Below are 15,929 nucleotides of genomic sequence, written 5' to 3' on the forward strand. Positions count from 1 at the left end.
GGGGTGGATTTACCAGACAACACAGTTCCAAAGCCCGGAGTAGACATGGCCAACGCTTTACCCGACCTGAAACTGTTGCGCATCTTCGTCAGCGTCGTGCGTCATCAGGGGTTTGCCAACGCGCAGCAGGAACTCAACCTGTCGACCTCGGCGATCAGCACCTACATGAGTCAGCTCGAAGCCGCGCTCGGTCTGGTGCTATGCCATCGCGGGCGCGGTGGTTTCAGCCTGACCAGCAAGGGCGAACTGTTCCACCAGGAAACCCTGCGTCTGCTGGCCGAACTCGAAGGTTTCGAGCAATACGCAGCAGCGCTCAAGGGCGAATTGCGCGGCACGCTCAACCTCGGGGTGATCGACTCGACGGTCAGCGACAAGGCCCTGCCGTTCGCCGAAGCCATCGGTGCCTACAGCCAGGAACACCCGGCGGTGCATTTGCACTTGTCGGTGATGAGCCCGTATGAACTGCAACTCGGCGTGCAGGACAACCGCCTCGATCTGGCCATCGGTGCATTCTCCACGCGCATGAGCGGTCTGGTGTACATGCCGCTGTACCGCGAGCAGCACTGGTTGTACTGCAGCAACCGTCACCCGCTGTTCAACGAACGGCGGATTCCCGAGCAGGTCATTACCCAGCAACGCATGGTCGGGCGTGGTTACTGGAGCCAGGCCGAACTGGCGCGCCACGGCTTCAAACACAGCGCCGCGACCGTGGAAAGTATGGAAGCGCAGCTGATTCTGGTGCTGTCCGGCGCCTACATCGGTTACCTGCCGGAGCACTACGCCCAGGCCTGGGCCGACAAGGGCGACCTGCGGGTTTTGCTGCCGGCGACCTTCGGTTATCAGGCACCGTTTTCCATGATCATGCGCCGTGGCCGCAGCCGCGAGCCGCTGATCCAGACTTTCCGCGACCTGCTCAAAGCGCAGCTCAATCAGGCCTGAGAACATGTCCAGACCCCAATGCCCGCGCTGCCTGCGCCCACAAACCCATTGCCTTTGCCCGCTGATCCCCAGCCTCGACAGCCGCACCCGGGTGTTGCTGTTGCAGCACCCGAGCGAGGTCAATCACGCGCTCAACACGGCTCGGCTGGCGGCGCTCGGTTTGAACAATGCCGAGCTGATTGTTGGCGAAGTGTTCGAGGATCTGCCCGCGCTGCTGAACCGGCCGGGGTATCGGGCGCGGTTGTTGTTTCCGGCGGACGATGCGCAACCGATGCAGGCTTACGCCGCGTCCGATGAACCGCTGTTGCTGGTGGTGCCGGATGGCACGTGGCGCAAGGCGCGCAAGATGCTGCACCTCAATCCGCTGCTGGCGGCGTTGCCACGGGTGACTTTGGCGGAGGGTGGGGTGTCGCGGTATCGGCTGCGCAAGGCACCGGGGCCGGGGGCGTTGTCGACGATCGAAGCGATTGTTCAGGCGTTGCAGACGCTGGAAGCGCCGGTCTCTTTCGATCCGTTGCTCAAGCCGTTCGAGGCGTTGATCGAGGGGCAGATTGCGGCGATGGGGGAGGAGACTTTCCAGAAGAATCACGGAGGCTGATCGGACGGGTACTGATCGCCTGATCGTTCCTACGCAGAGCGTGGGAACGATCAATGTGAGAGCGATCAATCACTAGCGTTCGCGCATCGCCTCGGTCCGGGCCTTCAGCACCGGTTTGAGCAGGTAATCCAGCACGCTTTTTTCTCCGGTGATGATGTCCACCGTCGCCACCATCCCCGGAATGATCAGCAGCGGTTTCACATCCCCGCCCAAATGGTTTTTGTCGGTTCGCACCTGGATCAGGTAGAAGCTGTTGCCCTTGTCGTCAGTGATGGTGTCGGCGCCGATCAGCTCAAGTTTGGCGCTGAGCCCGCCGTAGATCGTGTAGTCGTAGGCGCTGAACTTGACCATGGCTTTCTGGCCCGGATGCAGAAACGCCACGTCCTGCGGCCGGACCTTGGCTTCGATCAACAGGTTGTCTTCCAGCGGCACGATTTCCACCATGTCGCTGCCCGGCTGCACCACGCCGCCGATGGTGTTGACCTTCATCTGCTTGATAACCCCGCGTACCGGCGAAGTCACGGTGGTGCGGCTGACGCGGTCGTCGATGGCGATGCTCGACGCGGTGATTTTCGACAGGTCGGTGCGTTTCTCGTTGAGCTCCTTGGCCGCCTCGGAGCGGAAGGTCTGTTCCGATTCGTCGATCTTGCTCTTGATCTCGTTGATCGCCGATTCGGCCCGGGGAATGGCGAGCGTCGTGGCATTCAACGAACCGCGAATTTCCACTGCGCTACGACGCAGGCGGAGAATCTCCACGGGCGAAACCGCGCCGGTTTTCACCAGCGGTTCCGACATGTTCATTTCCTGTTGCAGCAGCGCCAGGCTCGAACTGTATTGCCCCTGTTTCGACCGAAATTCCGCCAGCTCCTGCGCCTTCTGCCGCAGTTGTTCGCTGAGGGTGCGTTGCTCACTGGCCAGCCGCCGTTGCCGTTGCTCGTAAAGCGAGCGCTCGTCCTCGGCGACTTGCGGGGCCTTGGAAATCACCTCGTCCGAGAGCTTGAACGGCCGGCCCTCGGCCTCGGCGGACAAGCGTTCGACCTGCGCGGTCAGGGCATAACGATCGGCCTCGCTCTCACCCTTGTTCGACAGAAACCGCGTGTCATCCAGACGCAGCAAGGTGTCGCCCTTGCTGACCATTTGCCCTTCACGGACGAAGATCTCGGTGACGATCCCGCCCTCGAGGTTCTGGATCACCTGGACCTTGCTCGACGGAATCGCCTTGCCTTCGCCCATGGTCACTTCCTGGAGCACGGCGAACTTGGCCCAGACCAGCGCACTGATCAGCAGTGCCGCCGCCAGCCACACGGTGATCCGCGACCAGCGCGGCGAATCCTGCAACGAGGCGCCGGCGGTTTCCGGCATGAATTCGGCTTCGGCGCTTTTACCGAAACTGTCGAAGTAGCCGCGCGGTTTTGAAGAGGAAGAAGCAGACATGGGGCAACTCCTAGACCGCTGCCGAGCCGACCCGGCCCTTGCGCAGTGCATCGATGACCGCTTCTTTCGGACCGTCGGCGACGATCCGGCCGTTGTCCAGCACCAGCAACCGGTCCACCAGGCTCAGCATCGAGGTGCGGTGGGTGACCAGCAACAAGGTTTTGCCCTGCACCCAGCCGTGCAGCTTCTGGCGCAGGACGTCTTCGCTGCTGTTGTCCATGGCGCTGGTGGGTTCGTCGAGCAGCATGATCGGCGGGTCTAGCAGCAGCGCCCGCGCCAGTAACACCGCCTGGCGCTGGCCGCCGGAGAGCAATTGCCCGCGCTCGCCAACCGGCCGGTCGAAGCCTTGCGGGTGCTGCCGTGCAAGCTCGGTAACGCCGGTCAGTTCGGCCACTTCAAGCATCCGCGAATCGCTGATGTAGCGCGCGCCGAGGGTCAGGTTGTCGCGCAGACTGCCGGCCAGCAGCGGCAGGTCATGGGCGACGTAACCGATCTGCTGGCGCAGGTCGGCGACATCCAGCTGCCGCAGGTCGAGGCCGTCGAGCAGCAGCTGGCCTTCTTCCGGTTCGTAGAAGCCCATCACCAGCCGCGCCAGGGTGCTTTTGCCCGAGCCGCTGCGGCCGATGATACCGATCCGCTCGCCGGGTTTGACGCTGAAGCTGACGTTGCTCAGGGCCGGCGCGTTCTGGCCGTTGTAGTGGAAGGTCACCGCGTTGGCGTCCAGCGCGCCTTGCAGTTGCGTGCGCTCCAGTGGCCGTTGTTTGCCGTCGCGCTCCTGAGGCAGGGACATCAGCGCGTCGGTGCTTTTCATGGTCAGTTGCGCTTGCTGGTAGCGGGTGATCAGCCCGGCGATCTGGCCCAGCGGCGCGAGCACGCGGCTGCCGAGCATGTAAGTGGCCACCAGTGCGCCGACGCTGAGGTTGCCGGCGATGATGCTGTAGACCCCGGCCACAATCGTCGCCATCCCCGAAAACTGCTGGATGAACAGTGTGCCATTGGTGGCCAGCGCCGAGAGATTACGGGCGTGGCTGTCGAGGCGGGTGAGGGCGCCGTGGGTGCTTTCCCATTTGTGCTGGCGCTCGCTTTCGGCGCTGCACGCCTTGAGGGTTTCCAGGCCGCCGAGGGTTTCGATCAGCAACGCCTGACGCTCGGCGCCGAGGCTCAGGCTTTTCTGCACGGTGTCGCGCAGGCGGGCCTGAATGATCATCGCGAACACGATCGTGATTGGAAACGCCAGCAGCGGAATCACCACCAGCCAGCCACCGAGCAGGCCGATCACCACCAGCATCAACACCACGAAAGGCAGGTCGATCAGGCTGGTCAGGGTCACGGCGGTGAGAAATTCCCGCAGGCCCTGAAAATCATGAATGCTCTGGGCGAATCCGCCGATGGTCGCCGGCCGGGCCTTCATCGACATGCCGGTGATGCGCTCGAATAAAGTCGCGGAAAGGATCACGTCGGTCTTCTTGCCGGCGGTGTCCAGCAGATGCGCACGTACCACCCGCAGCACCAGTTCGAAACCGGTGCCGATCAACAGCCCGATGGCCAGCACCCACAGGGTCGACGTGGCCTGGTTCGGCACCACGCGGTCGTAGGTCTGCATGACGAACAGCGGCACCATCAGGCCCAGCAGGTTGATCAGGAAACTGGCGAGGATCGCGTCGCTGTACAGCCATTTCGACAGCTTCAGGGTGTCGCGAAACCACGCCTGCACCCGTGGCACCAACGGTGAGCGCAAGTCCTCCAGTTCATGCCGGGGCCGGGCGAACAGAGCCTGGCCGCTGTAGTGTTCGGTGAGTTCTTCACGGCTGACCCATTGCTCGCCGCCGTCGGCTTCGCTGGGCAGGATCAGCGCCTTGCCGTCTTCGGCAAAACGTCGCAACACCGCCGTACGCCCGTTGCCCAACAGCAACAGCACCGGCAGGTTCAGCGGTGAAATGTCCTTGAGTTCCCGACGCAACAAGCGCGCCTGCAACCCGGCCCGGGCGGCGGCGCGGGGCAGCAGGTCCAGGCTCAGGCGTTGTTTGTCCAGGGGCAGCCCGGCGCTCAGGCTGGCGCGACTGACCGTCGCGCCATGGAGTTTGCAGAGGATCAACAGACCGTCGAGCAACGGGTCATCGAAGCTCAGCCGCGGATCGATCCCGGCGTTACCGGGTTGCATGCTGGTCATATTGATCGCTCCCCTGGCATTACTTCAGTTGATCGTTCCCACGCTCTGCGTGGGAATGCCTCTAGGGACGCTCCGCGTCCAGTGACGCGGAGCGTCACGGGCTGCATTCCCACGCGGAGCGTGGGAACGATCAGATCACAGCTTTCGGCAGCTCCGGCAGAGTGGTTATTTCAGCTCGGGCAAGCGCGCTTCGTTTTTCACCTCGGTCGCGGCAATCGCATCGGCCGGCAGCACCACGCGCTGCTTGCTCAACAACTGGCCCATGTTCGCCAGCACGCGGTACATCGAGTATTCCTCGGTGTAGCGGATTTCGGTGTAGCGACGGTTGGCGTTGTACAGCTCGTTTTCACTGTCGAGCACGTCCAGCAGGGTGCGCTGACCGAGGCCGAACTGATCCTGATACGCGGCGCGTACACGCTTGGTGGTTTCGGCGTATTCGCGGGCGGTCGGGGTTTGTTTCTTGGCGTTGAGCATGGCGTTCCAGGCCAGGTGAATGTTCTCGTTGAGCTGACGCAGGGCGTTGTTGCGGATGTCCATCGCCTGGTTGATCTGGTGCGCGTCGGAGGCCAGTCGCGCCTTGTCGCTGCCGCCACGGAACAGGTTGTAGTTCATCACCACGCCGACCCGCCATTCGTTGTCGTGACCTTCGTCGCCCTGCACGTTGTTGTTGGCGCCGACCGCCGCTTCTGCGTCGAAGCGTGGGTAGAACGGCGACTTGGCAACTTCATACTGACTCTCGGCCGATTGCACGTCGGCCTGGGCAGATTTCAGGTACGGGTTGTTCTCGACCATGCTCTGCTGGGCTTCAGGCAAGGTGGCGGGCAATTCGCCGCGGGTAGAGGCCGGGGTTTCCAGCTCATCGGGCATGCGCCCGACCACGCTGTAGAAGTTCGACTCGGCGTCGGCCAGATCGACTTCGGCGGTGTCGAGGTTGTTCTGGGCCAGCGCCTTACGGGCGACCGATTGATCGGAGTCGGCGGTGCTGCCCACGCCACGCTCGGTGCGCAGGCCGATCTGATCGTTGACGCGCAAGTGCGCCTGCAGGTTGTTCTTGGCCAGGGTCACCAGTTCACGGCGCTTGAGCACTTCGAGGTAGACCTCGATGGTGCGCAGGGCCAAATCCTGGGCGGTGCCTTGCGCGTAATAGGCGCGCGAGTTGGAAACGCCCTTGGTGCGTTCGACTTCGTTGGCGGTGTTGAAACCGTCGAACAGCATCTGCCGCAGCCGCAGCTCGGACTGGGTGTAGTTGAGGATTTCGGTGTGGTGGTTACCGAAGGCCCGGGTGTTGGTGTTGTCGCTGTAGCCGCGCCCGTAAGCAGCGTTCAGATCCACCGACGGATAGAAGCCGCCCTTGGCGACCTTCACCTGTTCATCAGCGGACAGGCGCGCGTCCACGCGCGAGGCCAGTTCCGGGTGGGTGGCGATGGTGCTCTGGATCGCTTCGGTGAGGTTCATGGCCTGGGCTTGAGAAGTGCAAGCCATGGCCAGCAAAACCGCGCTGCAGAGGGGGGTTAGTACGCGCATGGGTGCATCTCCCTGAGTCCTGATGGTGTTTCGCTGTCGCCAATTTATTGACGATATTTTTAGTAAAAAGCGTTTCATGCCTGTAACAACAGAGCTAAGAACATCCTGAAGCGTAGCTAAGAAAAAATTTTCATAAGGGTTATGCCAAAAAAAACTTATGCGCTTCGCCAAATCCAGCACATTGTTCCACTCGAAAGCCTTTGTTTTATGCGCTTTAGGGAGCACAGAAAGGCTTGAGGAAAGTTCCACTCACTTTGCGACATACGGCGAAGTACTGCTAAAGGGGAGGGACGCGTAGCGGCTGATGAGCGACAGTTTTTTGTCACTCGGATGATTCACCACCGTTACGTAGCGCTAGTGGGCGTGCTGCATCGAACAGAGATTCCAAGTGCCTGATGGCGCTGGCGTTTCTGGATTTGCGCAACCTGCGAAACGAACTGTCGAGGTGCGAGCGTCGCCCCGACAACCCGCTTGAGCCATGGGCTGCTTCGCGAACCAGCGCCGACGGTGGTCGGCAGCGGAGGAATGCACATGGCAACGCTCATCGGGATCGTCACTAAAGTCATTGGTCAGGTTTTCGCTCAGTCGGCGGACGGCACTCGTCGCGCACTGGTCGAAGGCGATCGGCTGTTTGCAGGGGATCAATTGATCACCGGGGCGGAGGGGGCGGTTGCCGTTCATCTGCAAAACGGCCAGGAACTGACCCTCGGCCGCGACAGCAGCCTGACCATGACCGGCCAGTTGCTCGCCGATCAGGCGGCTCACGTCAATGCACCGGAAGCGGTGACCCCGAGCGAGTCGCAACTGACCGACGTCGAACAGATCCAGAAAGCCATTGCCGCCGGCGATGACCCGACCCAATCCGCCGAAGCGACCGCGGCCGGCCCCGGAGCCACCGGTGGCGCGCCGGGCGCACTGGGTGGCGGTCACAGTTTCGTGTTGTTGACTGAAGTGGCGGGCCGGGTCGATCCGGTCATCGGTTTCCCCACCGCCGGTTTCAATGGCATTCCCGAGTTTCCCGAAGAACGCCACAACGCGGTGATCGACAACGGTGACGACACCGCGCCGATCGCTCCACCACCACCGCCAGTCAACAATCCGGTAACACTCACCGGGCTGTCTGTTGCCGGTGGTGAATTGAATCTCAACGAAGCCAATCTGCCCGACGGTTCCGCCGCCAACCCTGGCGCGCTGACCCAGACCGGCAGCTTCACGGTGTCGGCGCCGGATGGTCTGAGCAGCCTGAGCATCGGCGGTATCAACGTGATCGTCGGTGGTGTGCCGATCGGTTTCCCGCAATCGATCACCACGCAACTGGGCAACACCCTGACCATCACCGGCTACAACCCGGCCACCGGCACGGTCAGCTACAGCTACACCCTCAACGGCAACGAAACCCACGCGGCGGGCGACGGTGCCAATAACCTCAGCGAACAATTCACCGTGATCGCCGGCGACAGCAATGGCGACACCGCCACCGGCACGCTGGACGTCAACATCACCGACGACGTGCCGAAAGCGTTCGATGACAACAACGGTACGGCGACAGAGACTCAACTGACGCTGACCGGCAACGTGCTGACCAACGACGTGCAGGGCGCCGACCGCGTACCCGTCGGCGAAAACGCCGGCCCGATCACCCCCGGTACATTCGTCGGGACTTACGGCACCTTGGTGCTCAACGCCAACGGCACCTACACCTACACGCTGAATACCAGTGATGCGGACTTCAAGAATCTGCATGGCGGTGGCAATGGCACCGAGACTTTCACTTACACCCTGACCGATGCCGACGGCGACACCAGCACCGCGAACCTCGTGCTGCAGATTCATAACAACGACGACCCTGTGATCATCAACGGGTTGAACGTCGAGGGTGGTGAACTCACCGTTTACGAGAAAAACCTCGGTGACGGCAGCGCCCAGGACTCGGGAGCCCTGACCCAAAGCGGTACTTTCACCATTACCGCGCTGGATGGCGTCACCACGCTGACCATCGGCGGCATCGCCGTGGTCACCAATGGCGTGGCCGCAGGCTTCCCGCAATCGGTGACCACGCCACTGGGCAGCACGCTGACCATCACTGGTTTCAACGCGGCGACTGGCGTTGTCAGCTACAGCTACACCCTGGTCGACAACGAAGCGCATCCGAACGCCAACGGCGCCAACGTGCTCAATGAGCAGTTCGCCGTGACCGTGGTCGACGACAACGGCACCACCGCCAACGCGACACTGGATGTGAACATCGTCGACGACCTGCCAAAAGGCGTGGACGACAGCAATGCCGGCACCGCCTCGGAATCCAACCTCACCTTGAGTGGCAACGTCCTGACCAACGACGTGCAAGGCGCCGACCGCGTACCGACCGGCCCCAACGCCGGCCCGATCACCGCAGGCACCTTCACCGGGACTTACGGCACCCTGGCATTGAACGCCAACGGCACTTACACCTACACCCTCAACACCAGCGACGCCGACTTCAAAGCGCTGCACGGCGGCGGCAACGGCACCGAGACCTTCACCTACACCATCACCGATGCCGACGGCGACACCAGCACCGCGAACCTCGTGCTGCAGATTCACAACAACGACGATCCGGTGATCATCAACGGCCTCGACGTGAATGGCGGCGAACTCACCGTCTACGAGAAAAACCTCGGCGACGGCAGCAGCCCCGATGCGCCAGCCCTGACCCAAAGCGGCACCTTCACCATCACCGCGCTGGATGGAGTCACCACGCTGACCATCGGCGGAATTGCCGTGGTCACCAATGGCGTGGCAGCAGGCTTCCCACAATCGGTGACCACGCCACTGGGCAGCACGCTGACCATCACCGGCTTCAACGCCGCCACCGGCGTCGTCAGCTACAACTACACCCTGGTCGACAACGAAGCGCACCCGACTGCCAACGGCGCGAATGTGCTCAACGAGCAATTCGCCGTGACCGTGGTCGATGACAACGGCACCACCGCCAACGGCACGCTGGACGTGAACATCGTCGATGACCTGCCAAAAGGCGTGGACGACAGCAACGCTGGCACCGCTTCGGAAACCAACCTCACCTTGAGTGGCAACGTCCTGACCAACGACGTGCAAGGCGCCGACCGCGTACCGACCGGCCCCAACGCCGGCCCGATCACGGCGGGCACGTTCACCGGGACTTACGGGACTCTGGTGCTGAACGCCAACGGCACGTACACCTACACGCTGAACACCAGCGACGCCGATTTCAAAGCGCTGCACGGCGGCGGCAACGGCACCGAGACCTTCACCTACACCATCACCGATGCCGACGGCGATACCAGCACCGCGAACCTCGTGCTGCAGATCCACAACAACGACGACCCGGTAATCATCAACGGCCTCGACGTGAATGGCGGAGAACTCACCGTCTACGAGAAAAACCTCGGCGACGGCAGCAGCCCCGATGCGCCAGCGCTGACCCAAAGCGGCACCTTCACCATCACCGCGCTGGACGGCGTCACCACGCTGACCATCGGCGGCATCGCCGTGGTCACCAACGGTGTGGCGGCAGGCTTCCCGCAATCGGTGACCACGCCACTGGGCAGCACGCTGACCATCACTGGTTTCAACGCGGCGACTGGCGTTGTCAGCTACAGCTACACCCTGGTCGACAACGAAGCGCATCCGAACGCCAACGGCGCCAACGTGCTCAATGAGCAGTTCGCCGTGACCGTGGTCGACGACAACGGCACCACCGCCAACGCCACGCTGGACGTGAACATCGTCGACGACCTGCCAAAAGGTGTGGATGACAGCAACGCCGGCACTGCCTCGGAAACCAATCTCACGTTGACTGGCAACGTCCTGACCAACGACGTGCAGGGTGCCGACCGCGTGCCTGTCGGCGAAAACGCTGGCCCGATCACGGCGGGCACTTTCACCGGGACTTACGGCACCCTGGTACTGAACGCCAACGGTACTTACACCTACACCCTCAACACCAGCGACGCCGATTTCAAAGCCCTGCACGGCGGCGGCAACGGCACTGAAACCTTCACCTACACCATCACCGATGCCGACGGCGATACCAGCACCGCCAACCTCGTGTTGAACATCCACAACAACGACGATCAGGTGTACCTCAACGGCCTCGACGTCAACGGTGGCGAACTCACCGTCTACGAGAAAAACCTCAGCGACGGCACCAGCCCCAACACCCCGGCACTGACCCAGAGCGGCACCTTCACCGTCACCGCCCTCGACGGTCTGCAAACCCTGACCGTGGGCGGCATTGCCGTGATCACCAACGGCGTCGCGGCAGGCTTCCCGCAATCGACCGTCACCCCGCTGGGCAGCACGCTGACCATCACCGGTTACGACCCGGCCACGGGCGTGGTCAGCTACAGCTACACCCTGGTGGATAACGAAACCCATCCGACCGCCAACGGCGCCAACAGCATCACCGAGAACTTCAACGTGGTGGCGACCGACACCGATGGCAGCTCCGCCACCGGGCAGATCAACGTCAACATCATCGACGACCTGCCGACCGCCAAACCCGACGCGACGTCGGTGCAGGAGGGCGGCACCGTCAGCGGCAACGTGCTGGACAACGACATCGGCGGCGCCGACGGCCCGGCAGCCAGTGGCGCGGTGGTGGGCGTGCGTGCCGGCTCCGACACCTCGACCTCGGCCATCGGCGGGCTCAACAGCAACATCAACGGCACCTACGGCTACCTGACCCTCGACGCCAACGGCAACGCGGTCTATCACAGCAACCCGAATGCCGTGAGCGGCCCGGGTGCGGTGGACGTGTTCGTGTACACCGTGCGCGATTCCGACGGTGATGAAAGCACCACCACCATCACCATCGACGTATCCAACAGCAAACTGTGCGCGGTCAGCGACACCGACGTCACCGTCTACGAAAAAGCCCTCGACCTGACCAAGGACGGGCAAGACCTGGCCCCTGGCACGGTCACCGGCAGCGATCCGACCAGCACCGGGGAAACCGCGTCCGGCACGCTGGTCGGCTCGGTCACCGGCGCGGTCGGTGCGATCAGCTATGCGCTGGTCGGCAGCGCCACCGGCAACTACGGGCAGATCGTGCTCAACCCCGACGGCACGTACACCTACACCCTGACCTCACCGGCCAGCACCACCCCGCACGCCGATGACGGCGCCAACACCCTGACCGAAACCTTCACCTACCAGGCCACCGATTCGCTGGGCAACGTCGTCACCAGCACCCTCGTGGTCAGCATCGTCGATGACGTGCCGAAGGCGATCAACGACAGCAACGCTGGCACCGCGTCGGAAACCCAGTTGACCCTCAACGGCAACGTGCTGACCAACGACGTGCAAGGCGCCGATGTGGTGGCGACCGGCCCTAATGCCGGCCCGATCACCCCCGGCACCTTCACCGGCACTTACGGCACCCTGGTGCTGAACGCCAACGGCACGTACACCTACACGCTGAACACCAACGATGCAGACTTCAAAAACCTGCACGGCGGTGGCAACGGCACCGAGACCTTCACCTACACCCTGACCGATGCCGACGGCGACACCAGCACCGCCAACCTGGTGCTGAACATCCACAACAACGACGATCCGGTGATTCTCAACGGCCTCGACGTGAATGGCGGCGAACTCACCGTCTACGAGAAAAACCTCAGCGATGGCACCAGTCCCAACACCCCGGCACTGACCCAAAGCGGCACCTTCACCGTCACCGCGCTCGACGGTCTGCAAACCCTGACCGTGGGCGGCATCGCCGTGATGACCAACGGCGTCGCGGCCGGCTTCCCGCAATCGACCGTCACCCCGCTGGGCAGCACGCTGACCATCACGGGTTACAACCCGGCAACCGGCGTGGTGAGTTACAGCTACACCCTGGTCGATAACGAAACCCACCCGAACGCCAACGGCGCCAACAGCATCACCGAGAACTTCAACGTGGTGGCGACGGACACCGATGGCAGCACTGCGACCGGGCAGATCAACGTCAACATCATCGATGACCTGCCGACCGCCAAGGCCGACACCGGCTCGGTGGCGGAGGGCGGCACAGTCAACATCAGCGTGCTGGGCAATGACGTCAGTGGCGCGGATGGCGCGGCAATCGTGGTCGGCGTGCGCGCCGGCAGCAACACCGCGACCTCGGCCATCGGCGGCCTCAACAGCAACATCAACGGCAACTACGGTTACCTGACCCTCGATGCGGCCGGCAACGCGGTCTATCACAGCAACCCGAACTCGGTGAGCCCGCCGGGCGCTACCGATACTTTCACCTACACCATCCGCGACAGTGACGGCGACGAAAGCACCACCACCATCACCGTCAACGTCGCCGACAGCAAACTCGTGGCCTCGACCGATCAGGACGTGACCGTCTACGAAAAAGCCCTCGACCTGACCAAGGACGGACAAGACCTGGCCCCCGGCACAGTCATCGGCAGCGACCCGGGCAGCACCGGCGAAACCTCGACCGGCACGCTGGTCGGTTCGGTCAGCGGCGGCAGCGGGGCGATCACCTACACCCTGGTCGGCAGCGCCACCGGGACTTACGGGCAGATCCAGCTCAACGCCGACGGCACCTACACCTACACCCTGACCTCGGCGCCGAAAACCACGCCGAATGCCAACGACGGGCCGAACACCCTGAGCGAAAGCTTCACCTACAAAGCCACCGATGCGCTGGGCAACAGCACCACCAGCACCATCGTGGTGAACATCGTCGACGACGTGCCCAAAGCGGTGGCGTCAGATCGTTCGGTGGCGGCGGTGGAGATCGACTCCAACATCCTCATCGTCCTCGATATCTCCGGCAGCATGGCCGACGCCTCCGGCGTACCGGGCCTGTCGCGGTTGGAACTGGCCAAGCAGGCGATCAGCGCCTTGCTCGACAAGTACGACGATCTGGGCGATGTGAAAGTGCAGCTCGTCACCTTCAGCAGCAACGCCACCGACCGCACTTCGGTGTGGGTCGATGTCGCGACGGCCAAGACCCTTCTGGCCGGCCTCAGCGCGGGCGGCGGCACCAACTACGACGCTGCCGTGGCAACCATGTACAACGCGTTCAACACCTCGGGCAAACTCACCGGGGCACAGAACGTCGGCTACTTCTTCTCCGACGGCAAACCCAACGAGGGTGACATCGGCACCGCCGACGAAGCGACGCTCAAGGCGTTTCTCGATGCCAACAACATCAAGAACTACGCGATCGGCCTGGGCAGCGGCGTGAGCAACGCCAACCTCGATCCGCTGGCGTACGACGGCATCACGCACACCAACACCAACGCGGTGGTGGTCACCGACCTCAACCAGCTCAACTCGGTGCTGTCCGGCACCGTCGAAGGAGCGCCGGTCACCGGTTCGTTGATCGGCGAGGGCGGCACGTTCGGCGCCGATGGCGGGTTCATCAAATCCATCGTGGTCGACGGCACCACCTACACCTATGACCCGAAAGCCAACGGCGGTCAGGGTTCACTGGTCGCCAGCGGCGGCGCCAACCACGGCACGTTCAACACGGTGAACAACACCCTGAGCATTGCCACCAACAACAGCGGCACCCTGGTGGTCAACCTCGACACCGGCGACTACAGCTACACCTCGCAGAAAACCACCGCCGTAGTGATCACCGAGAACATCGGCTTCACCCTCAGCGACAACGACGGCGATCTCGCCAGCTCGACGCTGACCGTGAAAGTGATCCCCAACGCGCCTCCGGTGGCGGCGGACGACCACATCATCACCAACGTGCTGTCGGGCAACATCGTGGTGCCGGGCGAACTGCTGCTGGCCAACGATACCGACCCGAATGGCGATACGCTCAACGCCACGCCAACCTCGTTCAACACCGGCTGGATCTCCAAATCGGCAGACTTCACCGGCACCGGCGCGATCAGCTTCACCGGCACCAACGCCAACACCGCCGCCAACCAGAACTTGGCCAACGTGCGTAACTCGTTCAGCGCCAACGCTGCGACCATGACCGCCGTGCTGGTGGTCAGCGGTTACCTCGGCGCGGTGACCAACACCAACGCCAACGATGAAGACCGCATCACCGTCAACCTGCGCCAGGGTGAAACCCTCAACCTGGACCACAACCTGGCGGCCGGTCACATCACCATGGAGTACTCGATCAACGGCGGCGCCTACATCGCCCTCGCGGACGGCCAAACCCTGACCGCATCGTCCGACGGCGTCTACCAGATCCATATCACCAACATCAGCAACACCACGGGCAACAACGTCAACGCGGCGGAAAACTACCAGCTGACCATGACCCTCAACTACGCCGGGGCCCACGACATCACCCCGGACTATCACGGCACCTACACTGCCAACGACAACCACGGCGGCAGCGACACGGCGAACGTGACCATCAGCTATCAAGATGGCCACACCCTCACTGGCACCTCGGGCGATGACGTACTGGTGGCCGGCACCGGCGACAACATTATCAACGCCGGCGACGGCAACGATGTGTTGACCGCAGGCTCCGGCAACAACGAACTGCACGGCGGCGCCGGCAACGACTTGCTCTACAGCGGCCCGGGCAACGACCTGCTCGACGGTGGCACTGGCATCGACACCGCCAGCTATGCCCACGCGACTGCCGGGGTGACGGTCAACCTCGGCCTGCTCGGTGCGCAAAACACCATTGGCGCCGGGACAGACACCCTGACCGGTATCGAAAACCTCGTCGGCTCGAACTTCAACGACACCCTCACCGGCGACAACAATAACAACGTGATCAACGGCGGCCTGGGCAACGACATCCTCAACGGCGGCGGGGGCGATGACCTGCTGATCGGCGGGATGGGCAACAACACCCTGACCGGTGGGCCGGGTGCCGACACCTTTCAGTGGCTCAAGGGCAACAGCGGTCACGACCTCGTCACCGACTTCACCCCCGGCACCGACAAGCTCGATCTGTCGCAACTGCTGCAAGGTGAAAACGGCACGTCGGCCTCACTGGATGACTACCTGCACTTCACCGTCACCGGCAGCGGCGCCTCGGTCATGACCAGCATCGACGTCAGCGCCATGGCCGGCGCCACGCCGAACCAGACCATCGACCTGGCCGGCGTCAACCTGGCCAGCCACTACGGTGTGACGCCGGGGGCGGGTGGTTTGATTGCCAGTGGGCATGACACGGCGACGATCATCAACGGGATGTTGAATGATCATTCGTTGAAGGTGGATACGGTGTAAGCCGGAGCTGGAACGACAAAACCCGCCGCCCCGAGTAATCGGGACGGCGGGTTTTTCTTTGCGCGTAGATCGTTCCCA

Annotated in this window: 6 protein-coding genes; 3 read left to right on the forward strand and 3 right to left on the reverse strand. The window is 62.9% G+C overall.

Going from position 1 to position 15,929, the window contains the following annotated elements:
- The first annotated feature begins 45 nt into the window (after positions 1 to 45).
- Positions 46 to 939, forward strand: a complete 894-nt coding sequence (locus C1X29_RS10895; RefSeq protein ID WP_039772530.1) for a LysR family transcriptional regulator — start codon at positions 46 to 48, stop codon at positions 937 to 939.
- 4 nt (positions 940 to 943) lie between these two features.
- Entirely contained in the window at positions 944 to 1,537 is a 594-nt protein-coding gene (locus tag C1X29_RS10900; protein WP_102717442.1) for a tRNA-uridine aminocarboxypropyltransferase, read from the forward strand.
- Between the two features lie 72 nt (positions 1,538 to 1,609).
- Here C1X29_RS10900 and C1X29_RS10905 read toward each other — a convergent pair whose 3' ends face one another.
- The 3 genes from C1X29_RS10905 to C1X29_RS10915 all read right to left on the reverse strand — a co-directional run bounded on the left by C1X29_RS10905 (position 1,610) and on the right by C1X29_RS10915 (position 6,665).
- Positions 1,610 to 2,971: an HlyD family type I secretion periplasmic adaptor subunit gene (locus C1X29_RS10905; protein ID WP_102717443.1), complete on the reverse strand. Its 1,362-nt coding sequence runs from the start codon at positions 2,969 to 2,971 to the stop codon at positions 1,610 to 1,612.
- 10 nt (positions 2,972 to 2,981) lie between these two features.
- Positions 2,982 to 5,141 carry a type I secretion system permease/ATPase gene (locus C1X29_RS10910; RefSeq protein WP_102717444.1) on the reverse strand — a complete coding sequence of 720 codons (2,160 nt, stop codon included), beginning with the start codon at positions 5,139 to 5,141 and terminating at the stop codon, positions 2,982 to 2,984.
- A 165-nt stretch (positions 5,142 to 5,306) separates the two neighbouring features.
- On the reverse strand, positions 5,307 to 6,665 hold the full coding sequence (locus tag C1X29_RS10915; protein WP_064383226.1) for a TolC family outer membrane protein: 1,359 nt from the start codon (positions 6,663 to 6,665) through the stop codon (positions 5,307 to 5,309).
- Positions 6,666 to 7,196: 531 nt separating this feature from the next.
- Between C1X29_RS10915 and C1X29_RS10920 the strand changes: the two genes are divergently transcribed.
- Positions 7,197 to 15,851: a retention module-containing protein gene (locus tag C1X29_RS10920; protein ID WP_102717445.1), complete on the forward strand. Its 8,655-nt coding sequence runs from the start codon at positions 7,197 to 7,199 to the stop codon at positions 15,849 to 15,851.
- Positions 15,852 to 15,929: the final 78 nt, after the last annotated feature.

The organism is Pseudomonas sp. GW456-12-10-14-LB2 (genome assembly GCF_002884345.1).
In the GTDB taxonomy this organism is placed as follows: Bacteria; Pseudomonadota; Gammaproteobacteria; order Pseudomonadales; family Pseudomonadaceae; genus Aquipseudomonas; species Aquipseudomonas paraglycinae.

Coding starts and splice junctions, on each gene's coding strand:
- C1X29_RS10900 (WP_102717442.1), top strand. CDS start 944: ATGTCCAGACCCCAATGCCCGCGCTGCCTGCGCCCACAAACCCATTGC.
- C1X29_RS10920 (WP_102717445.1), top strand. CDS start 7,197: ATGGCAACGCTCATCGGGATCGTCACTAAAGTCATTGGTCAGGTTTTC.
- C1X29_RS10905 (WP_102717443.1), bottom strand. CDS start 2,971: ATGTCTGCTTCTTCCTCTTCAAAACCGCGCGGCTACTTCGACAGTTTC.
- C1X29_RS10895 (WP_039772530.1), top strand. CDS start 46: ATGGCCAACGCTTTACCCGACCTGAAACTGTTGCGCATCTTCGTCAGC.
- C1X29_RS10915 (WP_064383226.1), bottom strand. CDS start 6,665: ATGCGCGTACTAACCCCCCTCTGCAGCGCGGTTTTGCTGGCCATGGCT.
- C1X29_RS10910 (WP_102717444.1), bottom strand. CDS start 5,141: ATGACCAGCATGCAACCCGGTAACGCCGGGATCGATCCGCGGCTGAGC.